This window comes from Dactylosporangium thailandense, assembly GCF_059739745.1.
This window is the reverse complement of the sequence record NZ_AP029195.1, coordinates 5,324,908-5,347,438: the sequence shown is the minus strand read 5'-3', so window position 1 is coordinate 5,347,438 and position 22,531 is coordinate 5,324,908. Positions and strand designations below refer to the sequence as shown.

General features: G+C 72.2%; 24 protein-coding genes. 17 read left to right on the top strand and 7 right to left on the bottom strand.

Features of this window, described 5'->3' with window-relative positions; all coding sequences use genetic code 11:
• Window positions 1-46: 46 nt before the first annotated feature.
• From AC6JBM_RS23255 to AC6JBM_RS23235, 5 genes are read left to right on the top strand one after another with little or no spacing between them, the layout of a single operon-like run.
• Window positions 47-931 carry a carbohydrate ABC transporter permease gene (locus AC6JBM_RS23255; RefSeq protein ID WP_497985682.1) on the top strand — a complete coding sequence of 295 codons (885 nt, stop codon included), beginning with the start codon at window positions 47-49 and terminating at the stop codon, window positions 929-931.
• Window positions 932-934: 3 nt separating this feature from the next.
• Window positions 935-1,837, top strand: coding sequence for a carbohydrate ABC transporter permease (locus tag AC6JBM_RS23250; protein ID WP_350610481.1), 903 nt, complete (start codon window positions 935-937; stop codon window positions 1,835-1,837).
• On the top strand, window positions 1,834-2,685 hold the full coding sequence (locus AC6JBM_RS23245) for an amidohydrolase family protein (RefSeq protein WP_497985681.1): 852 nt from the start codon (window positions 1,834-1,836) through the stop codon (window positions 2,683-2,685). Before AC6JBM_RS23250 ends, AC6JBM_RS23245 begins: the two co-directional genes overlap by 4 nt.
• On the top strand, window positions 2,682-3,749 hold the full coding sequence (locus AC6JBM_RS23240) for a hydroxyacid dehydrogenase (RefSeq protein WP_497985680.1): 1,068 nt from the start codon (window positions 2,682-2,684) through the stop codon (window positions 3,747-3,749). Before AC6JBM_RS23245 ends, AC6JBM_RS23240 begins: the two co-directional genes overlap by 4 nt.
• A gap of 22 nt (window positions 3,750-3,771) precedes the next feature.
• Window positions 3,772-4,806: a LacI family DNA-binding transcriptional regulator gene (locus AC6JBM_RS23235; protein WP_497985679.1), complete on the top strand. Its 1,035-nt coding sequence runs from the start codon at window positions 3,772-3,774 to the stop codon at window positions 4,804-4,806.
• 21 nt (window positions 4,807-4,827) lie between these two features.
• On the opposite strand, the gene AC6JBM_RS23230 is transcribed toward AC6JBM_RS23235, so the two are convergent.
• Genes AC6JBM_RS23230 through AC6JBM_RS23210 form a run of 5 tightly spaced genes read right to left on the bottom strand, consistent with a single transcriptional unit; the run spans window position 4,828 to window position 9,472 of the window.
• Entirely contained in the window at window positions 4,828-5,685 is an 858-nt protein-coding gene (locus tag AC6JBM_RS23230; protein ID WP_497985678.1) for a phosphogluconate dehydrogenase C-terminal domain-containing protein, read from the bottom strand.
• Window positions 5,678-6,490 carry a sugar phosphate isomerase/epimerase family protein gene (locus AC6JBM_RS23225; protein WP_497985677.1) on the bottom strand — a complete coding sequence of 271 codons (813 nt, stop codon included), beginning with the start codon at window positions 6,488-6,490 and terminating at the stop codon, window positions 5,678-5,680. Before AC6JBM_RS23225 ends, AC6JBM_RS23230 begins: the two co-directional genes overlap by 8 nt.
• Window positions 6,487-7,266 (bottom strand): triose-phosphate isomerase, encoded by a 780-nt coding sequence (locus AC6JBM_RS23220; protein ID WP_497985676.1) that lies wholly within the window; start codon window positions 7,264-7,266, stop codon window positions 6,487-6,489. The genes AC6JBM_RS23225 and AC6JBM_RS23220 overlap by 4 nt, the downstream gene beginning before the upstream one ends.
• Window positions 7,263-7,733, bottom strand: a complete 471-nt coding sequence (locus AC6JBM_RS23215) for a ribose-5-phosphate isomerase (protein WP_497985675.1) — start codon at window positions 7,731-7,733, stop codon at window positions 7,263-7,265. Before AC6JBM_RS23215 ends, AC6JBM_RS23220 begins: the two co-directional genes overlap by 4 nt.
• Window positions 7,730-9,472 carry a dihydroxyacetone kinase family protein gene (locus AC6JBM_RS23210; protein WP_497985674.1) on the bottom strand — a complete coding sequence of 581 codons (1,743 nt, stop codon included), beginning with the start codon at window positions 9,470-9,472 and terminating at the stop codon, window positions 7,730-7,732. The genes AC6JBM_RS23215 and AC6JBM_RS23210 overlap by 4 nt, the downstream gene beginning before the upstream one ends.
• Window positions 9,473-9,572: 100 nt before the next feature.
• Between AC6JBM_RS23210 and AC6JBM_RS23205 the strand changes: the two genes are divergently transcribed.
• The 10 genes from AC6JBM_RS23205 (at window position 9,573) to AC6JBM_RS23160 (ending at window position 19,367) form a co-directional block, all read left to right on the top strand.
• Entirely contained in the window at window positions 9,573-10,328 is a 756-nt protein-coding gene (locus AC6JBM_RS23205) for a FadR/GntR family transcriptional regulator (protein WP_497985673.1), read from the top strand.
• A gap of 93 nt (window positions 10,329-10,421) precedes the next feature.
• Window positions 10,422-11,306 carry an SMP-30/gluconolactonase/LRE family protein gene (locus AC6JBM_RS23200; RefSeq protein WP_497985672.1) on the top strand — a complete coding sequence of 295 codons (885 nt, stop codon included), beginning with the start codon at window positions 10,422-10,424 and terminating at the stop codon, window positions 11,304-11,306.
• A gap of 55 nt (window positions 11,307-11,361) precedes the next feature.
• Window positions 11,362-12,963 carry a malate synthase A gene (gene aceB / locus AC6JBM_RS23195; RefSeq protein ID WP_497985671.1) on the top strand — a complete coding sequence of 534 codons (1,602 nt, stop codon included), beginning with the start codon at window positions 11,362-11,364 and terminating at the stop codon, window positions 12,961-12,963.
• Window positions 12,964-13,041: 78 nt separating this feature from the next.
• Window positions 13,042-14,355, top strand: coding sequence for an FAD-binding oxidoreductase (locus AC6JBM_RS23190; RefSeq protein WP_497986514.1), 1,314 nt, complete (start codon window positions 13,042-13,044; stop codon window positions 14,353-14,355).
• Window positions 14,352-15,620, top strand: coding sequence for an MGH1-like glycoside hydrolase domain-containing protein (locus AC6JBM_RS23185; protein ID WP_497985670.1), 1,269 nt, complete (start codon window positions 14,352-14,354; stop codon window positions 15,618-15,620). Before AC6JBM_RS23190 ends, AC6JBM_RS23185 begins: the two co-directional genes overlap by 4 nt.
• A gap of 88 nt (window positions 15,621-15,708) precedes the next feature.
• On the top strand, window positions 15,709-16,992 hold the full coding sequence (locus tag AC6JBM_RS23180; RefSeq protein WP_497985669.1) for a Tm-1-like ATP-binding domain-containing protein: 1,284 nt from the start codon (window positions 15,709-15,711) through the stop codon (window positions 16,990-16,992).
• A 2-nt stretch (window positions 16,993-16,994) separates the two neighbouring features.
• The gene (locus tag AC6JBM_RS23175; protein ID WP_497985668.1) at window positions 16,995-17,834 is read left to right on the top strand and encodes a phosphoenolpyruvate hydrolase family protein; all 840 of its coding nucleotides are present in this window, start codon (window positions 16,995-16,997) and stop codon (window positions 17,832-17,834) included.
• Window positions 17,831-18,250 carry a cupin domain-containing protein gene (locus AC6JBM_RS23170; RefSeq protein ID WP_497985667.1) on the top strand — a complete coding sequence of 140 codons (420 nt, stop codon included), beginning with the start codon at window positions 17,831-17,833 and terminating at the stop codon, window positions 18,248-18,250. Before AC6JBM_RS23175 ends, AC6JBM_RS23170 begins: the two co-directional genes overlap by 4 nt.
• A gap of 67 nt (window positions 18,251-18,317) precedes the next feature.
• Window positions 18,318-18,797, top strand: coding sequence for a GNAT family N-acetyltransferase (locus tag AC6JBM_RS23165; RefSeq protein ID WP_497985666.1), 480 nt, complete (start codon window positions 18,318-18,320; stop codon window positions 18,795-18,797).
• Between the two features lie 30 nt (window positions 18,798-18,827).
• Complete coding sequence (locus AC6JBM_RS23160; protein WP_497985665.1) at window positions 18,828-19,367, top strand: hypothetical protein; 540 nt, start codon at window positions 18,828-18,830, stop codon at window positions 19,365-19,367.
• Between the two features lie 78 nt (window positions 19,368-19,445).
• Here AC6JBM_RS23160 and AC6JBM_RS23155 read toward each other — a convergent pair whose 3' ends face one another.
• Window positions 19,446-19,775: a carboxymuconolactone decarboxylase family protein gene (locus AC6JBM_RS23155; RefSeq protein ID WP_497985664.1), complete on the bottom strand. Its 330-nt coding sequence runs from the start codon at window positions 19,773-19,775 to the stop codon at window positions 19,446-19,448.
• A 165-nt stretch (window positions 19,776-19,940) separates the two neighbouring features.
• On the opposite strand from AC6JBM_RS23155, the gene AC6JBM_RS23150 reads away from it, so the two are divergent.
• Window positions 19,941-20,837, top strand: a complete 897-nt coding sequence (locus tag AC6JBM_RS23150; protein ID WP_497985663.1) for a helix-turn-helix transcriptional regulator — start codon at window positions 19,941-19,943, stop codon at window positions 20,835-20,837.
• Between the two features lie 21 nt (window positions 20,838-20,858).
• Here the strand turns inward: AC6JBM_RS23150 and AC6JBM_RS23145 are convergent, their stop codons facing one another.
• Entirely contained in the window at window positions 20,859-21,419 is a 561-nt protein-coding gene (locus tag AC6JBM_RS23145; protein WP_497986513.1) for a MarR family winged helix-turn-helix transcriptional regulator, read from the bottom strand.
• 136 nt (window positions 21,420-21,555) lie between these two features.
• Here AC6JBM_RS23145 and AC6JBM_RS23140 point away from each other — a divergent pair, with 136 nt between their 5' ends.
• A complete protein-coding gene (locus AC6JBM_RS23140) occupies window positions 21,556-22,527 on the top strand; it encodes an aldo/keto reductase (RefSeq protein ID WP_497985662.1) in 972 nt (323 codons plus the stop codon).
• Window positions 22,528-22,531: the final 4 nt, after the last annotated feature.

Sequence of the window (22,531 nt, the reverse complement as noted above, 5' to 3'; positions counted from 1 at the left end):
TCCGAGCCGGGCGCCGCCACCCCGCCCTCAACGGAGAGGACCTCCCGTGAAGCACGTCTTCGGGAACAAGAAGGCCATCGTGACCTTCCTGCTTCCCGCGCTTCTGATCTATCTGGGAGTCATGGTCGTCCCGGCGGTCTGGTCCCTCTTCCTGGCCTTCATGCACGGCAACCCGGTCCGCGGGTTCGAGTTCACCGGCATGAAGAACGTCGACCGGCTGTTCAGCGATCCCCAGGCGGGGCACGCGCTGTGGTTTACGCTCAAGTACGCGATCGTCATCACCGTGGGCCAGATCGTGCTCGGCTACGCCCTGGCGCTGCTGTACGTCTTCGTCCTGCGCAAGGCCTCGACGTTCGTCCGCACGCTGGTGTTCTTCCCGGTGGTGGTGCCGACCGTCGCCGTCGCCCTGCTGTTCAACCGCATGTTCGCCTCCTCGCCGCAGGAGGGGCCGGTCAACGCGCTCCTCGGCCTCGTCGGGCTCGGCGGCACCGACTGGTTCGCCGACGGTAACAAGGCCTTCATCGTCATCGTGATCATGGATCTGTGGCGCACCATGGGCTTCTTCGCCGTCCTGCTCTACGCGGGGCTGATCGAGATCCCGGAGGAGATCATGGAGTCGGCCCGCCTGGACGGCGCCGGCACCTGGCGGCTCGTGCGGCACATCGTGCTGCCGCTGTCGATGCCCGTGCTGCTCGCGACCGTCATCTTCAGCCTCAACGCGTCGCTCAAGGTCTTCGACTCGATCGTCGCACTCAACAACGGCGGCCCCGGCTACCAGACGACGCCGCTGAACCTGCTCATGTTCAAGACGGCCTTCAGCTTCGGTGACTTCGGCTACGGCAGCACGCTCGCGCTCGTCATCACCCTGGTGTGCCTGACCGTGACCCTGTTCGTCTTCCGCTCCTCCCGGCGCGACCTCACGAAGGACTGAACCGTGACCGCGATCAATGTCGAAACGGCTCCGCGTCCGCGGACGGGGGCTCCGCGCCGGGAGTCCGGCACGCTCGCCGGCCGGCTCACCGGCGGCCTCCTCGTGAAGCTCCTCATCGCGGTGATCGTGATCGCGGAGATCTACCCGATGTTCTGGATCCTGACCAACTCGTTCAAGACGAAGAGCGAGATCGTCGACGAGCCCCTGTGGTCCCTGCCGGGCGGGCTGCAGTGGCACAACTACGTCGACGCCTGGACGACCGGCAGCCTCGGGCACTACGCCCTCAACAGCCTCATCGTCACGGTGCCGTCCCTGATCCTCATCCTCCTGCTGGGCGCCGCGGCCGGCTTCGCCCTCGAGGTGATGGTCTGGAAGGGCCGCAACGCCGTGCTCTTCCTGATCGTCGGCGGCATGATGGTGCCGCTGCAGATGGTGCTGCTGCCGCTGTTCACCATCTACTTCAACCTCAACATCTCCGACAGCTACCTGCCGCTGATCATCACGTACGTCGGCCACGGGCTCCCGCTGACCGTCTTCATGATGGCCACCTATTTCCGGGCCGTGCCCCGGGAGCTCTTCGAGGCGCTGGCGATCGAGGGCGGCGGGCCGTTCCGCGCGTTCTTCTCCATCGGGCTGCCGCTGATCCGCAACGGCCTGTTCACGATCGGGCTCCTGCAGTTCTTCTCGGTCTGGAACGACCTGCTCATCGCGCTGACGTTCAACGTGGACTCGAAGCTGTCGACGGTCCAGGTCGGCCTGCTGCACTTCAGCGACGAGTACGGCTCCGTCGACTACGGCCCCCTGTTCGCCGCCATCAGCATCACGGTGTTCGGCACCCTCGCCGTGTACCTCATCCTCAACCAGCAGGTCATGCGGGGCCTGACGGCCGGGTCGGTGAAGGGGTGATCGTCGACGCGCACACCCACATCTGGCCGCGCTGGCCCTACCGGCCCGACGTGCCCGACTCCGAGTCCCGCGGCCGGGCGGAGAACCTGCTGCTGGAGATGGACCGGGCCGGGGTCGGCGCCGCGCTCGTGGTGAACGCGCGCATCGAGCACGCCGAGGACAACAACGACTACGGCGCCGAGGTCGCGGCCGTCCACAGGGGACGGTTGCTGCAGGTCGCCGACATCGACAGCCGGTTCGGGCCGGACTACCACCGGCCCGGCGCGGCCGACCGCCTCCGCGCGACCATCGAGCAGTATCAGCCGGTCGGCGTGTCCCACTACCTCGCACCCGACAACGACGGTTGGTTGCTGTCGGACGAGGGGCGGGAGTTCTTCCGGGTCGCGCAGGACGCGCGACTGCTGGTGACCCTCGCGGCCCCGCCGAACTGGTACGACGACCTGCGCGAGGTCGCCCGCCGGTTCCCCGGCCTGCCGATCATGGTCAACCATCTCGCGGTCGTCATGCTGCATCCGGACGGGATCGACGCGGGCCTCCGGCTGGTCCTCGACCGCGAGGACCTGCCGAATCTGCTGGTGAAAGTTTCCGGGTACTACTACGGGCACGAGCGGCCCTGGGACTACCCGTATCTCGACCGGCTCCCCATCGTCAAGGCGTTCGCCGAGCACTGGGGTGTGGGCCGGATGGTGTGGTCGTCCGACTGGCCGTCGCTGCTGCCGCACCACAGCTACCGGCAGGCGCTGCAGGTGCTGCGGGACCACGCGGACTTCCTGAGTGCGGACGACGTCGCCCGGATCCAGGGCGGCACGCTGGAGACACTGCTACGCGAACGGGGACATCTGCGATGAGCGCGCCGAAGCCACGGGTCGGGATCGTCGTGACCGGGGCGGGCCGCCGCCGGTACTTCTTCCCCAGGGACGTCGAGCGGATGGAGCGCTTCGCCGACGTCGTCTGGCTCGAGCTCGACGGCCCCGACCGGGTGTTCGGGCCTCCGGCGGAGGACCCGGCGCTCACCGCGCGGGTCGCCGAGTTCGCCGCCGACCTCGACGCGCTCGTCGTGAGCTACGGCTGCCCGCGGATCACCGACGCGGTCATGGCCGCGGCCCCGCGCCTGCGCATGATCGGCGACACCCACGGCGACCGCTTCGGGTTCCGGGTGGACGTGGAGGCCGCGCACCGCCGCGGGATCGTGGTGTCCGACACGACCAACGGCTCGTCGGACCCGGTCGCCGAGTGGGCCCTCGCGCTGGCGATGATCGGCCTGCGCAACGCCGGCGCGCTGTTCCGCCGGCTGATCGCGGGGGAGCTGCTCTGGCCCGACCGGACCGTGTTCCTCGAGGACCCCGGCTACCTGCGCGGCGAGCTCACCGGCAAGACGGTCGGTCTCATCGCCCTCGGCAACATCGGCCGCCGGCTGCTGGAGCTGCTCCGGCCGTTCCACGTGCGGGTGCTCGCCCACGACCCGGGCGCCCCGGACGTGCTCGCCAACGCCTACGACATCGACCTGACGAGCCTGGACAACGTGCTCGAGCGCTCCGACGTCGTCATCTGCCTCGTGCCGCTGACGCAGGCGACGGCCGGCCTGGTCGGGCCGGAGCAGATCGCCCGGCTGCGCCCCGGGGCGGTGTTCGTCAACGTTTCGCGCGGCGCGGTGGTGCATACTGAGGCCTTGGTGGACCGGCTGCGCCGGGGCGACATCATCGCCTGCCTCGACGTCGTCGAGCCCGAGCCCTTGCCGACCGACTCGCCGCTGCGCACAATGCCTAACGTGTTCCTGAGCCCGCACATCGCCGGCGTGACGGACGCCGCGGAGCCGAGGTTCTTCGAATATATGGTGGACGATGTCGAGCGTGTCCTCGCCGGGGTGCGCCCGCGCTACCGGCTGGTGCCGCGCGAGCCCAGTTCCGCGTGAGACGTTGTGGAGTAGTCCGACAGTGAGTGAACGAGGCAACGGCGCGGCGAACAAGGCCGGCATTCGCGAGGTGGCGCAGCACGCGGGTGTCGCGCTGGGCACGGTGTCGCACTTCCTCAACCATCCGGAGCGGGTGTCGGAGGAGAAGGCCGAGCGCATCCGCCGGGCCATCCAGGAGCTCGGGTTCGTCCCCAACATCGTCGGCCGCCAGCTGCGCCTCGGCGAGAGCAACGCCATCGCCTACATCGCGCCCGACTTCAGCAACCCGTTCTTCTTCACCCTCGTCGAGGGCGTGGAGGCGCGGGCGGCGGAGCACGGGCTGGCGGTGTTCGTGGTCAACGCGCACGGCAACCGCGAGCGGGAGGACCAGTACATCGGGCTGTTCGAGCGCTACCGGGTGCGCGGCATGCTGGTGGCGTCGTTCGAGCGGCTGGAGGACCGGCTGGCGGAGGTGCGCCGGCGCGGCACGCCCAACGTGCTGATCGGCGGCCGTGCCGTCTCCGAGCAGCAGCCGTCGGTCTCGGTGGACGAGGTCGTCGGCGGGCGGCTCGCGGGGGAGCACCTGCTGTCGATCGGGCGCCGGCGCCTGACCTTCGTGGGCGGGCCGCTGTCGATCCAGCAGGTCGCCGGGCGGCTGCAGGGGGCGAGCCTCGCGGTGCGGGAGGCCGGGACGGCCACCCTCGAGGTGGTCGACATCGCCGAGCGCACGATCCGGGCCGGGCGGGCCGTCGGGCACCGCATCGTGGCCCGCGACCCGGCGCTGCGGCCCGACGCCGTGTTCGCGGTCAACGACCTGCTCGCCATCGGCATCATGCACGCCTTCGTCATGGCCGGCCTGCGGATCCCGGAGGACATCGCCGTCATCGGCTATGACGACATCGAATATGCCGAGTCGTCGATCGTCCCGCTCTCCTCGATCCGCACCCCGCACGAGGATTTCGGCTCGGTGGCGGTGGACCTGCTGCTGAAGAACATCGAGTCGGGTGCGGTACAGCACGAGGTCTTCACGCCCGAGCTCGTCATCCGTGCCAGCACGAGCGGCCCGGCTCCCGCCTGATCCGGGCCGCTCGGCCGTCGCTTATCGGGCGATCTCCTTCAGGTGCAGCATGCGGGCCAGCACGTGGTCGAGCTCGTCGTCGCGGAAGACCTTCTTCCAGTCGTCGCGCAGGATCGACTCGCGGCCGTAGTCCATCGCGATGAGGCAGGCGTCGCTGAACGGGTTGTCACCCTTCAGCGTGTTCGCCAGCGCGACCTGGGTGTGCCCGAGCAGGATCGCCCGGGCCGCCGGCTCCGGGACACCGAGCTTCACCGTCTCGTCCAGCGCCTCCTTCAGCAGCGAGCCGACCATGCAGGCGATGGTCTCGACCAGGGTCGGCTCCAGCTGGGCGAGCTGCTTGACCGTCACCCAGTGCACGTCGCCGACCGGGGCGAAGATGGCCCGCACCACGGTCTCCACCCGGTCCTTGACGGCAGGGTCGTCCGACTCGACCGCGGCGATCGCGTCCTGGAGGGCCGCGATGCCGCCGAACGTGTCCGCGTACTCCTCGGGCGTGTGGCGCTGCACGAAGACCGAGGGGTGACACGGGTGCGTGACCGCCTGGACGATCTCGTCGCGGCGGGTGAGCAGGCCGGCGTAGGCGGCCGCCGGGTCGAGCGTGAGCACGACGCCGCCCGGCTTCATCAGCGCGACCAGCTCGGCCGACACCGACTCCAGCGCCAGGTCGGGCACGGCCAGGATCACGACGTCGGCATCGGCGACGGCGGCGGGGGAGTCGGTGAGGGTGCGGCCGGCCGCCGTCACGCGGTCCCGCCCGGCGGGGGAGTTCTCGCTGTACCACACCTGGTGGGCCGTCTTGACGAGGTTGTCGGAGACCCGCATCCCCATCTTCCCGCCCGCCCCGATCACCGCGATCTTCAGCGCCTCGGTGTCACTCATGGTCGTGCTCCTTCTGGTAGTCGCGGAGGTATTCGAGCGCGACGGCCGTCCACCGCTGCTCTTCGGCCGCGGTCGCCGCGGGGTCGCCCTGCCAGGGCAGCCAGTGCTCGACGATCTGGGAGATGCCGTTGGGCTCGGACCGCACCGCGCGCTCGAGGTGCGCGTAGTCCAGCAGCCCGGTGCCGAGCGGGGTGCCGGTGTACTGGAACCCGACCCAGCCCTCGCTGCGGGTGAACGCGAAGTCCTTGACGTGGACGTCCTTGACGTACGGCGCGCACCGCTCGACGGTGTCGCGGGGCAGGTCGAGCGCGGCGACCCCGTTGCCCGGGTCCAGGCAGATGCCGAGCCGGTCCGAGCCGACCGCCTCGACGAGTCTCCGCAGATTCCGCACGGGTACCCGCTCGTAGGTCTCCAGCGCGATCGTCACCCCGGCCCGGTCGTAGTCCGGCAGCACGGCCCGCAGCCGCCCCTCGGACTCCTCCAGCGGTGCGTCGTCGCCCACCGGGTTGAGCATCGTGCGCACGACCGCGGCCTCGAGGACGTCGGCGAGGCGCAGGAACGCGGTCAGGTGGTCGGTCGTCGTGCCGCGGGTGCCCAGCTCCAGCCGCAGGGCGAGGTCGTCCGCCCGGCGGCGCAGGTCGCGCAGCTCGCCCTGGCCGAACGTGAGGATCTTCGGGTAGTCGCAGATCTGGAACATGCCGACGCCCTGGGCCGCCGTGCGCTCCAGGGCCTGGGCGAGCGTGAGCGGCCGCGGCATCCGGTCGGACAGCTGCCAGAAGAACGCGTAGGTGCCGAGCCCGATCATGCCCGCGCCTCCGATGCCTCGTCGAATGCCTCGTCGAATGCCTCGTCTAGTGCCTCGTCCGATGCCTCGTCCAGGACCTTCGCCAGGTTCGCGGGATCGTGGGCGAAGCGGCCGAGGAACAGGCCGTCCACGCCGTCGCCGAGCTCGCCGAGCAGGCCCGGGCCGGCGCTGCCGCCGTAGAGCACGGCCCCGCCCGGGGCCACCTCGGCGAGCACCCGGCGCAGGTGCCGGGTCACCGACGTGATCTCGGCGGCCGGCGCGGGCCGCGCGGCGCCGATGGACGCGAGCGGCTCGTAGGCGACCCACACCGGTCCGGCGGGTGCCTGTGGCAGGGCCGCGCGGAGCTGGGCCTCGGCGACGGCCGCCGCGTCCTCGTCCGGCCGCGCGCCGACGCAGATCAGCGGGGTGAGACCGTGCCGGGCGGCGACCGCGACCTTGGCGGCCACCGTCTCGTCGGTCTCGCCGTACAGCCGGCGCCGTTCGGCGTGCCCGATCTCGACCACGGCGACGCCGGCCTCGGCGAGCTCGGCCGCGCTGACCTCGCCCGTGTACGGCCCCGGCTCGCCGGCCGCCACGTCCTGGGCGGCCAGCCGGACCGGCGTGCCCGCGAACGCCGCGGCGGCGCCCGGGATGGCCAGGTGACTGGGCGCGACGAACAGCACCGTGCGCCCGTCCTCGAGCTCCGGCCGGTCCGCGGCCAGCGCGGCCACGGCCCGGCACCAATCGTGGGCGGCGCGCAGCCCGAAGTACATCTTCAGGCTCACCCCGACGATCAACAGGCTTCCTTCATCTCGTACCGGCCCAGCACGGCGAGCTTGTCGGAGCTCGCGCTGGTGGGGTCGAAGCGGTACCCGAGCCACTCGCGGACGAGCCGACGGGCCAGCTCGATGCCGATGACCCGCTGGCCCAGGCACAGCACCTGGGCGTCGTTGCTCAGCACGGACCGCTCGACGGAGAAGCTGTCGTGCGCCGTCACGGCCCGGATGCCGGGCACCTTGTTGGCCGAGATCGCCACGCCGAGCCCGGTGCCGCAGACCAGCAGGGCCCGGTCGGCCTCGCCGCGGGCGATCATCTCGGCGGCCTCGATGGCGACGCGCGGGTACGGCGTGTGGCCGTCGGACCCCACCCCGACGTCGACGACGGAGGCGACGAGATCGCTCGCCTCGAGGTCGGCTTTGAGCAGCTCCTTGTAGCGGTACCCGGCGTCGTCGCCGCCGACGACGATCCGCAGGCGATCGGTCACGATGTCTCCTCGAGTTGCGTCAGGCGATCGGCGGCGGCCGTCATGGCGATGGCGAAGGACCGCGCACCCGGGTCGGGGGTGCCGAGGCTGCGCTCGGCGTGCGGCCGGGCGCGGCCGAGCCGTGGCAGCAGGTCGGCGGTGGCGTCGGCCGCCTCGGTGGCCGCCCGGGCCGCCGCGCGCCAGGCCGCCGCGAGCGAGCCGCCGCCGACCGTCCTGGACAGCTCTTGCGCGAACGGTGCGAAGGCGTCCACGAGCGTCTTGTCGCCCGGAGCCGCGCCGCCTTGGTGCCGCACGGCGGCCAGTGCGTCGGCTACCGCCGCGGCCATGGCGCTCGGCGTCGGCGCGTCCACGTCGCCCAGGCGGTGGCCGGCGGCGCGCAGCGCGGTACCCCAGAGCGCTCCCGAGGTACCGCCGCCCTTGTCCGCCCAGGCGTCGCCGGCAACGACCAGGACCGCCCCGCAACCCAGGTCCCGAGCGTGGCCGGCGCGGGCCGCCGCGGCCGCGGCCAGCGACCCCCGGCGCATGCCGATGCCGTGGTCGCCGTCGCCGGCGACCGCGTCGAGACGGCCCAGCTCGTCGGCCGAGCCGTCCAGCGCCGCGGCGACGGCGTCGAGCACCGTGCAGGCGGTCGCGGCGGCCGCGCGCGACGCCTCGGACCCCGGCTCGGGCCCGGCGGCGGCCGGCTCGGCCGTCGTCGCACCGGCCGGCGCGTGTTCCCGCCGGGTCAGCGCCTGTGGGGCCTTGCGGTAGGCGGGCGTGTCCGCGGGGGACCGCCAGAGCTCCTCGAGCTCGTCGTCGAGCCAGGTCAGCGTGAGCGAGGCGCCGGCCATGTCGAAGCTTGTGCAGAACTCGCCGACATCGGGGTCGACGGCCGTCAGTCCGGCTGCGGCGAGGCGGCGGGCGATTTCGCGGTACACCACGAAAAGCTCTTCGTATTTGACCGAGCCGAGACCGTTGAGGATCACGGCCACCCGCCCGCCCGCCGGCGCGGCGACGTCGCCGGGCAGTTCCTGGAGGAGGCGGTCCACGAACAGGGCGGCCAGCTCGTCGGCGCTCGGCAGGCCGTCGTCGGAGATCCCGGGCTCGCCGTGGATGCCCATGCCGACCGCCATGCGGCCCGCGGGGACCCGGAACAGCGGCGCGGATGCGCCGGGCAGCGTGCAGCCGGAGAACGCGACCCCGAGCGTGCGGGTGCGATCGTTGGCCCGCCGGGCGACCCGCTCCACGTCGTCGAGCGAGTCGCCCCGGGCCGCGGCCGCGCCGGCCAGTTTGAACACGGCCAGATCGCCGGCGATGCCGCGGCGGCGCCCGGACGATTCGGGCGGCGCGCTGGAGACGTCGTCGGTGACGAGCACGGTCCGGACGTCGACGCCGTCGGCCCGCAGCCGCTCCTGGGCCTCGGTGAAGTTCAGGACGTCGCCCGCGTAGTTGCCGTAGCAGAACAGGACGCCGGCGCCGCCGTCGGCGGCCTGCGCGACCGAACGCACGCGGGCGGCGGACGGCGAGGCGAACAGGTCGCCCATGGCGGCGCCGTGGGCCAGGCCGGGGCCGACGAGGCCCGCGAACGCCGGGTAGTGCCCGGAGCCGCCGCCGACGACGAGCGCCACCTCCCCGGCGGCGGTGCCTTCGCGGCGGACCACGCCGCCGGGGACGCGGTGGACGAACCGGGCGTAGGCCGCGGCGAAGCCGTCGGTCATCTCGTCGGCGAAGTCGGCCGGATCGTTGAACAGCAGGGTCACGGACCCTCCTCAAGCAGGGGTGGGCCCGATCATAGCAACCGGTTGACCGGTTTTGGGAAGGGCTGATGGGTGCCGTTCCGCGCTCGGCTATCGTGTTGGGATGCCCGCGTACCGCGATGACCGCTCGGCGGAGATCGGTGCCGCACTCGGCACGCTGCCGTCGGGGAGCGCGGTGTCCGCGGTGGCGACGAGCCTGCTCGACCTGTTCACCGGCGGCAGCCTGGAGCCCGGCACCCGCCTGCCGCCCGAACGGCAACTCGCGGCGACGCTGGGCGTTGGCCGGTCGGCGGTCCGCGAGGCCCTTGCCGCCCTCGAGATCCTCGGCATCGTCGAGGTGCGCGCGGGGGCCGGCACGTTCCTGCGCGGCAGCACCAGTGAGCTGCTGCCGCAGAGCCTCAGCTGGGGCATGCTGATCGGGCGGCGCAGCACCGAGGACCTGGTCGAGCTGCGCGGGGCGCTCGAGATTTACGCGGCCCGGCTGGCCGCCGAGCGGATGAGCCCGGAGAGCGTCGCCCGGCTCGGTGCCCATCTGGAGCGGATGCGTTCGTCGCGGGCGGACGTTCCGGCCTTCGTCGAGGCGGACCAGCGCTTCCACCAGGAGCTGGCCGACGCGACCGGCAACGCGACGCTGATGGACCTGCTCCGGATCATCCGCTCGTTGCTGCGCGTGTGGGTGGACCGGGCGGTGCACGAGCCCGAGCAGATCGATGTCGCCATCGCCGAGCATGTCGCGGTGCACGACGCGATCGTGGCCGGCAACGGCGACACGGCCGCGTCGGCGATGGCGGTGCACATGGTCACCGCGGGCCGGCGGCTGCTGGCCGATGCGAGCACCGCGGAGTCCCCGGCCCGCTGACGCCGCCGGCCGGTCGGCCGGCGCGAATGAAACGTGTCAAAATCTCGGGCGAGTGGCTTTTAAAACGTATCAACGGCCTGTACGGTCACCAGCGTGACGGACCTTTTCCCGCCAGATGCGGTCCTCGAGCGCCTGTTCACCGGGGCCACCTGGAGCGAGGGTCCCGTCTGGCTGCCGTCGCCGCGCCGGCTGCGCTGGAGCGACATCCCCGCGAACCGCATCCTCGAGTACGACGAGGCGACCGGCGCCACAAGCGTCTTCCGGGCCGAGGCCGAGTTCCCCAACGGGCGGACCCTCGACCTCCAGGGCCGCGTCGTGCAGTGCAGCCACGGCCGGCGGGCGGTCGAGCGGGAGTCGGAGGACGGCCCGCGGACGCTCGTCGACCGCTGGGCCGGCGGGCGGTTCAACTCGCCCAACGACGTCGTGGTGGCGAGCGACGGCGCGATCTGGTTCACCGACCCGCCGTACGGCATCCACGAGAGCGGGCGCGAGGGTCATCCGGGCCGGCCGGAGTACGGCGGCTGCTTCGTCTTCCGCTTCGACGAGGCCGCGGGCACGATCGAGCCGGTCGTCACCGACATGGTGCACCCCAACGGTCTCGCGTTCTCGCCCGACGAATCGATCCTGTACGTGGCCGACACCGGCTACCTGCAGGTCCCCGGCGCCCCCGGCGGCATCCGCGCCTATGACGTCGTCGGCGGCACCCGTTGCACCGGCGGCCGGGACCTGGTCGAGGTGCGCCCGGGCGCGACCGACGGCCTGCGGGTGGACGTCGAGGGCCGCATCTGGAGCTCCAGCGCCGACTCGGTGCAGGTGTTCACGCCGTCCGGCGAGCGGCTGGCCGTGGTGCCGGTGCCCGAGAAGGTGGCGAACCTGTGCTTCGGCGGCGACGACGCCCGGACGCTGTACATCACCGCCTCGACAAGCCTCTACCGAATCCGGACCACCACGACGGATGCGCGCCGAGCGGCCCGATGAGGCCACCGCGCGAAGCGCCCCGCGAGCGGTCACACAACAGCAAAGGAAGAGCCACATGGCAGGGTTGCAGACCACGGCCGGCGACGTCGCGGGAAGCGAATCGGTCCTGACTTCCGAGGCCCTCGAGTTCGTCGCGGGGCTGCAGCGGACCTTCGGCGAGCGCCGGACGGCGCTGCTGGCCGAGCGCCCCACGCGCCGGCAGAGGATCGCCGCGGCCGGCCGCGACGGGGCCCGATGGCGCGCCGACACACAGGCCATCCGCGACGACCCGAGCTGGCGGGTCGCGCCGATCCCGCCCGCCCTGCGCCGCCGGCGGGTGGAGATCACCGGGCCGACCGAGCGGAAGATGGCGATCAACGCGCTCAACTCCGGTGCCGACGTGTGGCTGGCCGACCTCGAGGACGCGAACACCCCGCACTGGGACAACGTGGTGAGCGGTCAGGTCAACCTGCGCGACGCGGTCCGGCGGACGATCGCCTTCCGCGCGCCGGACGGGCGCGAGTACGCGCTGCGCCAGGACGAGGCCGGACGGCTGCCCGTCATCGTCGTGCGGCCCCGCGGCTGGCACCTCGACGAGCGGCACGTCCAGGTCGACGGCCGGCCCGCCGCCGGTGCGCTCGTGGATTTCGGCCTGTTCTTCTTCCACAACGCGCACGTGCTGGCCGAGCGGGGCGACGGACCGTTCTTCTACCTGCCCAAGCTGGAGAGCGCGGACGAGGCCCGCCTGTGGGCCGACGTCTTCCGCCACGCCGAGGAGGCGCTCGGCGTGACCGCCGGGACCGTCCGGGCCACCGTGCTCATCGAGACGCTGCCGGCGGCGTTCGAGATGGAGGAGATCCTCTACGAGCTGCGGGAGTACATCGCGGGTCTGAACGCCGGCCGCTGGGACTACCTGTTCAGCATGATCAAGGTGTTCAAGGACTCGGGGGCCGAATACGTGCTGCCGGACCGCAACGCGGTCACGATGACGGCCCCGTTCATGCGGGCCTACACGGAGCTGCTCGTCTCGACCTGCCACCGGCGGGGCGCGATGGCGATCGGTGGCATGGCCGCCTTCATCCCGAGCCGCCGCGACGAGGCGGTCAACGCGACGGCGCTCACGAAGGTCCGCGACGACAAGCGGCGCGAGGCGGGCGACGGGTTCGACGGCTCCTGGGTCGCCCACCCGGACCTGGTGCCGCTGTGCGCCGCGGAGTTCGCGGCCGTGCTCGGCGACCGCGACAACCAGCTCGACCGGCAGCGCCCCGATGTGGACGTCAAGCCGGCCGAGCTCGTGACCATCGCCGGGACCGGGGCCGAGGCCACCGAGGCGGGCCTGCGCAACGACATCTCCGTGGCGCTGCGGTACCTCGCGACCTGGCTCGCGGGCAACGGCGCGGTGGCCATCTACAACCTCATGGAGGACGCCGCGACCGCCGAGATCGCCCGGTCCCAGGTCTGGCAGTGGCGGCGCAACACTGTGGTGCTGAACGACGGCCGGCCGGTGACGGCCGAGCTGGTGCGCCGCTGCATCGCGCAGGAGGCGGCGGCGGCCCGGGCCGAGCTCGCCGGCGGTGCCGCCGCGAAGATCGATCAGGCGGTCGCCGTCGTCGAACGGCTCGTGCTCGACGAGGAGCTCGCCGACTTCCTCACCGTCGCGGCCCTCGAGCTGATCTGATCCACAGTGGACACCGCAGACTTTCCGGCGCTCACCCGGGCGCTCCCCGAGGGCGCGGTCATCGTCGACCCGGACGTCATGGAGCGCTACCGCCAGGACTGGGCCCGGGACCGCTCGGCCGGAAGGCCCCTCGCGGTCGTGCGCCCGGCCGGCACGCAAGACGTCCAGTCGGTCCTGCGCTGGGCCACGGCCGCGCGCGTCCCGGTCGTGCCGCGCGGCGCGGGCACCGGCCTGTCGGGCGGGGCCACGGCGGTGGACGGCGGGCTGGTCCTGTCGCTGGAGCGGATGCGGGCCGTCGCCGTCGACCCGGTGGCCCGGGTGGCGGTGGCCCAGCCGGGCGCGCTGAACGCCGACGTGAAGCGGGCGGCCGCCGCGGCCGGGCTGTGGTATCCGCCCGACCCGTCCTCGTTCGAGTCGTGCTCGATCGGCGGCAACGCGGCCACCAACGCGGGCGGGCTGTGCTGCGTGAAGTACGGCGTCACGGCCGACTACGTGCTGGGCCTGGAGGTCGTGCTGGCCGACGGCACCGCGGTGCGGCTCGGCGGCCCCCGCCTGAAGGACGCCGCCGGGCTGTCGCTCACCAAGCTCTTCGTCGGCTCGGAGGGCATTCTCGGGGTGATCACGGAGCTCACCCTGCGCCTGCTGCCGGCCCCGCCGCCCGCGTCGACGCTCGTCGCGACGTTCCCGACGGTCGAGGCGGCGGCCGCCGCCGTGCTCGGCATCACCGCGCGACTGCGCCCGGCGATGCTCGAGCTCATGGACCGGACCGCCATCAACGCCGTCGAGGACCACACGGCCATGGGCCTGGACCGGACCGCCCGCGCGCTGCTGCTGGCCCGCAGCGACGCGCCCGGCCGCGCCGCCGCCGAGGAGATCGCCGCGATGGAGGCCGCGTGCGCCGACCATGCGGCGACGGAGATCTTCACGACCGACGACCCCGACGAGGGCGAGGCCTTCGCCGCTGCCCGGCGGCTGGCCTTCCCGGCGCTGGAGCGCCGCGGTGAGCTCCTGCTGGAGGACGTCGGCGTCGCCCTGCCCGACCTGCCGCGGCTGGTGAGCGGCATCGAGGCGATCGCGGCCGCCCACGACGTGACCATCGCACTGGTGGCCCACGCGGGCGACGGCAACACCCATCCGGTGATCGTCTACGACGGCCGCGACCCCGCCCACGCGGCCCGCGCCGAGCGGGCGTTCGCGGCGGTGATGGACCTCGCGCTCGCCCTCGGCGGCACCATCACCGGCGAGCACGGCGTCGGGCGGCTGAAACGGCCCTGGCTGCCGGAGTACCTCGGGGACGGCGCCCTCGCCCTGACCCGCCGGGTGAAGCGGGCCCTGGACCCGCTCGGCATCCTGAACCCCGGGGCTATGCTCCCGATGGAAGGAACACGATGATCGACCGCTACGCGGAACTGCTGAGCGCGCACGTCCTCTCCAAGAGCGGCGAGATGATGCGTGAGCCGGTGGGCATCCTCCGGCACCCCTTCCTCGTCCCGGCCAGCCCGGACTCGCCGTACTACAGCGGCCACCTGTGGGACTGGGACTCCTGGTGGGTGAGCGTCGTGCTCGCCCAGGTCGAGATCGAGACCGGGCAGCGCGGCCGGTACGCGCAGTACGAGGAGGGCAGCATCCTCAACTTCCTCGACCACAGCACCGACGGCTCCGTGCCGATCCAGCTCAACCCCGAGGGCAGCCTCCGGCACGGCGACTTCGGCAGCGACGAGGAATACGCCCGCCAGCAGAACACCCACAAGCCGGTGTTGGTACAGCACGCCGCCCTCCTGGCCCGCCGGCGCGGAGACGCCGAGTGGCTGCGCCCGCACCTCGGCAAGCTCGAGGCGTTCCTCACCGGGTACCTCACCCGCCACCTCCACGCCGAAACCGGCCTCCTGTACTGGCAGACCGACTTCGCGGTCGGCGTCGACAACGACCCGTCGGTGTACTACCGCCCGGCGAAGAGCACCGCCGCCATCTATCTCAACAGCCTCATGTACCGCGAGCTGCTGGCGTACGGCGAACTGCTGGAGCGGCTCGGCGAGGTGAAGGAGTCGGTGCGGTGGAGGCGCCGTGCCCAGGACCTCGCCGATGCGATCAACCGTCACTGCTGGGACGAGCGCGACGGCACCTTCTACAGCGCCGACCTCGCGCTGCGCCCCGTCGACCCGGCCGACTGGCTCCACAGTGGAGCGCCGCGGGCCTGGTCGTCACTGCTGCTGCGGATCGACAGCTGGTCGAGCTTCCTGCCGATGTGGGCCGGGTTCGCGTCCCGGGAACAGGCGGAGCGGATGGTCGAGCGGATCCGCGACCCCCGCACGTTCGCCGCGAGCTACGGCATCCGGTCGCTGTCGCGGCTGGAGAAGATGTACGACCTGCGCGCGTCCAACAACCCGTCGAACTGGCTCGGCCCGGTCTGGGGCATCAGCAACTACATGGTGTTCCGGGGGCTGGTGAAGTACGGCTTCACGGAGGACGCCCGCGACCTGGCCGAGAAGACGGTCCGGCTGTTCGGCCACGATCTGGAGACCAACGGCTGCCTGCACGAGTTCTACCACCCGGACAGCGGCGAACCGATCATGACGCGGAACTTCCAGAACTGGAACTTCCTGGTCCTGCAGATGATCGCGTTCCTGGCCGGCCGCCCGATGGCGACCGAGTTCTGAGGGCCGCGCCGATGGTTGACACGTTTCAAAAGCGGATCCAGGATGGGCGAGTGAGCCTATGCATACCGCCGACACCCCAGGCCCGGACATGACCGAAACCGCCGACAAGCCGACCGTCGCCCTGGTCGGCACGCTCGATACCAAGGGCGCCGAATACGAATGGGTGGCCGAGCGCCTGGCCGCCCACGGCGTGGGCGTGCTCGTGCTCGACGTCGGAATCCGCCCGCCCGCCGGCCTGCCGGCGCCGCTGACGCCCGGGGCGCCGCCGGTCGTGATCGGGCAGGACGAGGTGGCGGCCGCCGCCGGCACCAGCATCGCCGCGCTGCGCGACGGCAACGACCGCGGCGTCGCGGTCACCGCGATGGGGGAGGGGGCGGCCGCCGTCCTCGGCCCGCTCGTCGCCCGGGGCGCAGTGCACGGCGTGCTCGCCCTCGGCGGCAGCGGCGGCTCCTCGATCGCCGCCCGGGCCGTGCGGGACCTGCCCGTCGGCCTGCCGAAGCTCATCGTGTCCACGATGGCGGCCGGCGACGTGTCGCCGTACGTGGGCGCCGCCGACGTCACCATGATGTACAGCGTCGTGGACATCTCCGGCATCAACCAGATCTCCCGCGCCATACTCGGCAACGCCGCCGCCGGGATCGCCGGCATGGCGACGGCCTACGCGCGGCGGGCGCCCGTCGCCGGCGACCGTCCGCTGATCGCCGCGTCGATGTTCGGCGTCACCACGCCCGCCGTCGAGGCCGCCCGGGCGCGGCTGGAGGAGCTCGGATACGAGGTGCTGGTGTTCCACGCCACCGGCTCCGGCGGCCGGGCACTGGAGGGCCTCGCGCGGTCCGGCCTGCTCGCCGGGGTGCTCGACCTGACGACCACGGAGCTCGCCGACGACCTCGTCGGCGGCGTCCTCACGGCCGGGCCGGACCGGCTCACCGCCGCGGGTGCGAACGGGACACCCCAGGTGGTCAGCCTCGGCGCATTGGACATGGTGAACTTCGGGCCGGCGGACACGGTACCCCCGAAATTCGCCGATCGGCAGTTCTTCGTGCACAACCCGACCGTCACCCTGATGCGCACCACCCCGGAGGAGAACGCCGAGCTCGGGCGCCGGATCGGCGGCAAGCTCGCGAACGCCGCCGGCCCGACCGTGCTCGCGGTGCCGCGCGGCGGGGTTTCCGCGCTGGACGCGCCCGGCATGCCATTTCATAATCCAGAGGCATCGACGGTACTGTTCGAGGCCGCGCTCGCCGCGGTCGCGCCGAGCGGCGTCGAGGTCGTCGATTCGCCGTTGCACATCAACGATCCGCAGTTCGCCGTCGCGGCCGCCGACCGGCTGCACGCGCTCGTCGCGGCCCGGCACGCGGCGGCGGTGAGTTGAGCATGGACCGCACCACCGCGCTGGCCCGGCTCCGGGCCACCGTTGCGGCCGGCAGACCGGTGATCGGTGCGGGCGCCGGCACCGGCATCTCCGCCAAGGCCGCCGAGGCCGGCGGGGCCGACCTGATCATCATCTACAACTCGGGCCGCTACCGGATGGCCGGCCGCGGCTCGCTCAGCGGCCTGCTCGCCTACGGCGACGCCAACCAGATCGTCGTGGACATGAGCCGCGAGGTGCTGCCGATCGTGCGGGACACCCCGGTCCTGGCCGGCGTCAACGGCACCGACCCCTTCCGGGTGATGGGCCGCTTCCTGGACGAGCTCAAGGCCCTCGGCTTCGCCGGGGTGCAGAACTTCCCGACCGTGGGGCTGATCGACGGGGTCTTCCGGCAGAACCTGGAAGAGACCGGCATGAGCTTCCGGCTCGAGATCGACATGGTCCGGCTGGCCCGCGAGCGGGACCTGCTCACCGCGCCCTACGTGTTCGACGTGGAGCAGGCCGCGGCCATGGCCGACGCCGGCGCCGACGTGCTCGTGCCGCACATGGGACTGACCACCAGCGGCTCGATCGGCGCACAGACGGCGCTGAGCCTGGATGAGTCGGCCGAACGGGTGCAGGCCATGCGCGACGCCGCGACGGCCGTCAACCCGGACATCATCGTGCTCTGCCACGGCGGCCCCATCGCCGAGCCGGCCGACGCCCGGTACATCCTCGCCAACACCACCGGCATCGTCGGCTTCTTCGGCGCCTCCTCGGTCGAGCGCCTGCCCACCGAGCGGGCCATCGAGGCCCAGATGGTCGCCTTCAAGAACATCACCGCCACCGATCAGGAGCCCGCATGACGACCTTCCGCCGCCCCGACGAGAACCCGACCCGCGTCTTCGACTGGGGCACCATCAAGTGGCTGGTCACCCCGCACCTCGACGAGGGCGCCGGGCTGACCACCGGCGAGGTGATCGTCTACCCGGCGCAGGGCCACGCGCCGCACGTGCACCCGAACGAGGAGGAGGTCATCTACGTGATCTCCGGCGAGGGCGAGCAGACCGTCGGCGACGGCCCGGCGTTCCCGATCCGCGAGGGCGACGCCGTGTACATCCCGGCCAACACGCTCCACTCGACCTACAACACCACGTGGCGTCCGCTGCGGCTGGTGGTCGTCTACACCCCGGGCGGCGCCGAGACCGGCCTCGACGGCCTGCCCGACGCCCGCGTCATCGAGCCCGGGGTCGCCCCGGCCTGGAGCCAGGTGCGCCAGTAACCGGACCGAGGGTCCCCGCGCCCGGGGACCCTCGGCTCTTGCCGGGAGCGCTGGCAGACTGTCCGCCATGAGCGAAGTGCTGTTGCGGGACCTGGTCGAGGCCGACCTCGAGGTGCTCTACGAGCAGCAGCGAGAGGAGGAGGCGGTGCGCCGGGCGCAGTTTCCCGCCCGTGAGCGGGAGCCGTTCATGACGCACTGGCGCACCAAGGTGCTTGCCGACCCCGCCAACCACGTCCAGATCGCCGTGGCCGGCGGCGAGGTCGCCGGCAGCTTCATGGCCTGGTGGAGTGACGATCGGCGCTTCATCGGCTACTGGCTCGGCCAGCGTTTCTGGGGACGGGGCATCGGCACGGAGGCCCTGCGCGAGTTCCTGCGGCGCGAGCAGATCCGGCCGCTCTACGCCGACCCGTTCATCGGCAACACCGCCTCCGTGAAACTCCTGGAACGGTGCGGCTTCCGCCAGGTGGGCACCGACCACGAGGGTGATCTCGAGTTCGCGGTGCTCATGCTCGCCGACTCCGCCCTCGCGGACATGCCGGAGGCGTAGCGGTTCGCGGCGGCGTGGCAGAGTGATCCCGTGCGTGCCGTCGACGTCGCGGTGGTGAGCGCGGCGCCCGCCCTCCTGAGGCTGCTGCCCGGTGACCGCGAGACGGTCCACCATCCGGGCGGCTCCGCCGTCGTCGTGCCCATCGGCCCGCTGCTCGTCGCGGTCGAGCCGCCGCCGGCGTCGTCACCGCCCAGCGGCGTCCCGTACGCGCGTCACCGGCTGTTCGCCGGCGTGGCCCGCGGCTTGCCACCGGTGCGCCCCGGCGACGTCCTGGTCCCCTCCGAGGTCGTCGGACGGCCGGCGTACCGGCCCGACGCCGGGCTGCTCGCCCTGGCCCGAGCGATGCGGCCCGACGACTGGATTCCGGACCACTTCGCCCACAGCCCGGCCGTGCACCTCGGATCCGTGCTGGGCCGGTCCGAAGAGCGGTCCCTACCGGCCGGCGGCTTCTCGCTCATCGTGCTCGGCGCGCTCGATGCCGGCACCGACCCGGTGCCGCGGGCGGACGCGCTCGACGCGGCGGCGGCTTTCACACTCGCCCTGTTGCGCCGCCTGGCCGGCCTCGGCTGAGCAGCGGCAACGAGCAAAACCACATCCGCAAGCCGGAGTCCGAACCGGAGGGGCTCCGGCACTTGATCGGACCGCGTGTCAGGTGTCTCCTCGGAAGATCTTCTTGGCGACGGTCATCGCGGACATGGCCTTGGGCCAGCCGGCGTAGAAGGCGAGGTGGGTGATCGCCTCGATGAGCTCGGTCTCGGTCAGGCCGTTGTCGCGGGCCTTGGCGAGGTGGAAGGTGAGCTGTTCGGTGCTGCCGCTGGTGAGGAGGCTGGCCACGGTGATGAGGCTGCGGTCGCGCGGGGCGAGCTCGGGTCGTTCCCAGACCTGCCCGAACAGGACGTCGTCGGTGTAGTCGACGAGCGCCGGGGCGAAGTCGCCGAACATGCGCTCGGCGCCGGACGGCGCGGTGTTCTCTGTCATGATCGCTGGTGTCCTTTCGTGGGTCAGCGGACCCGAGCGGCCGGCTCGGGACGCATCGCTCATGCCACCCATACAAGCCGCGGCTCCGGGCAGGCGGGAGGGTTTGCCGAAGCAGGTAATGCCAGCACCCCTTTTCACCCGGGGCCGGGGTCGTACGGTGATGGCATGGACAACCGGGCCGAAGTGCGGGAGTTCCTGGCCAGCCGCCGGGCCCGGCTCACGCCGGAACAGGCCGGGCTGCCGCAGTACGGGGGCGCCCGCCGGGTCCCCGGACTCCGCCGGGCCGAGGTCGCGCTGCTGGCCGGGGTCAGCCCCGACTACTACGTCCGCCTCGAGCGCGGCAACCTCAGCGGCGTCTCCGACAGCATCCTCGAAGCGATCGCCCGCGCGCTGCGGCTCGATGACGCTGAACGCGCCCACCTGCACGACCTCGCCCGCGCCGCCAACACCACCCCACGCGCCCGCCGGCGCCCGGCCCGGCAGCAGATCCGGCCCGCCGTACGGCGGCTGCTCGACGCGATGACCGACGCCCCCGCCTTCGTCCGCAACGGCCGCCTCGACATCCTCGCGATCAACTCACTCGGCCAAGCGCTGTACAGCCCGGCGTTCACCGGCCCGGACCGGCCGGTCAACCTGGCCCGGTTCTGCTTCCTCGACCCCGCCGCCGGGACCTTCTATCCCGACTGGGACGACGCCGCCAACACCACCGTCGCGCTGCTGCGCACCGAAGCCGGACGCGACCCCTACGACAAGGCCCTTACCGACCTCGTCGGCGAGCTGGCCACCCGAAGCGACGACTTCCGAACCCTCTGGGCCGCGCACAACGTCCGGCTGCACCACACCGGCGTCAAACACTTCCACCACCCCGTCGTCGGCCCGCTCAGCCTCGGCTTCGAAGCCATGCCCATGCCCGCGGACCCCGGCCTCACGATGACCGCCTACCACGCCGAACCCGCCGACCCCTCCCACGACGCCCTCCGTCTCCTCGCCAGCTGGGCCGCCACCAACACCCGCACCCAACCCCCGGACCAGACGCAGCAGCGCCGAACGCAGCGGCGATGACACCTGATGCGGGCTGGGCCCTCACGCGCTGTCGTCCACGTCGGAACTCCCGCGGTTGATGGCGGCGTTGACCGCGGTGCCGATGCGGCGCAGTGCTGCCAGGTCGCGGGGTTCGAGTCCGTCTATCAGGTACTCGCGGACCGCTGCGACGTGCCCCGGTGCCGCCGCCACGACCACCTGGTAGCCGGCCTCGGTCAGCTTCGCGACGGTGCGTCTGCCGGCGCCGGGAATTCGGGCCCGCTCGAGCAGGCCGCGTACCTCCAGCCGTCCGACGACATGTGAGAGCCGCGACAGCGACGCCGATGTCCGGGTGGCCAGATCGCTCATCCGCAGCGTGCGTTCCGGCTCCTCGGAGAGCACCGAGAGCACCATGTACTCGAAGAACGTCAGGTGCGCCTCGCGCTGCATCCGCGCGTCCAGGGCGGCCGGCAGGCTGATCATGATCGCCGAGTTCGCCAGCCACGCCGCCAGCTCATCGCGGCTCAGCCAGCGCGTTTCGGCTACGGGTTCAGCGGACCGCGCCGCCGCGGACGCGTTCGCGCCGGCGCCCGGGTCCTTCGCTCCTGCTGTGGTCCTCGCCATGCTGCCCACCCTATCGCACGTTGTTGACGCATCAAGTTCGGGCATGTTTTGATGTTGACGCGTCAAGTTCGAGACCTTCCTGTGCGCCGGCGCGGTGACGTGCGGCGCAGGCGGTCGATCTGAAGGAGGACCAAGGATGCGAGTCACACGCCTGGGCGGGCTCGAGGTCTCGCGCATCGGCCTCGGGGTCATGGGGATGTCGGCGTTCTACACCGGCGCGGGCCGCGACGACGGCGAATCGATGCGCACCATGCGGCGCGCCCTGGATCTCGGCGTCACGCATCTGGACACCGCCGAGGTGTACGGGCCCTATGCCAACGAGGAACTGGTGGGTCGCGCCGTCAGGACCCGGCGGGACGAGGTCGTCATCGCGACCAAGTTCGGCCTCGTCTCCCACACCGGTCGGCCGGGCCCGGACAGTACACCCGCCAACATCCGCGCGTCCGTCGACGGCTCCCTGCGGCGGCTCGGAACCGACCGCATCGACCTGTACTACCAGCACCGGGTCGACCCCGGCACGCCCATCGAGGAGACGGTGGGAGCGCTGAGCGACCTGGTGGCCGCCGGAAAGGTGCGCCACATCGGACTGTCGGAGGCGGCTGCGGCGACGATCCGCCGGGCCCATGCGGTGCACCCGCTGGCCGCCGTCCAGAGCGAGTACTCGCTGTGGACCCGCGATCCCGAGGCCGACGTCCTGCCCACGCTGCGGGAACTGGGGATCGGCTTCGTTCCCTACTCGCCGCTCGGGCACGGCTTCCTCACGGGCCGCATCCGCTCCCTCGACGGCCTGGACGCCGGCGACTGGCGCCGTAGCAACCCCCGGTTCACCGGCGACAACCTCACCCGGAACTTGCGCATCGTCGACGAGGTACGCGAGATCGCCGGCGAGGCCGAGGCGACACCCGCGCAGGTCGCTCTGGCCTGGCTGCTCGCTCAGGGGGACGGCATCGCGCCCATTCCGGGCACCAGGCGCGCCGACCGGCTCGAGGAGAACAGCGCCGCCGACGACATCCGGCTCACCGCCGATCAGATCACGCGCCTGAACAACCTGACACCGGCGTCCGGCGATCGCCACGCCGAGGCCGACATGGCCGCCATCGACCGCTGAGAAC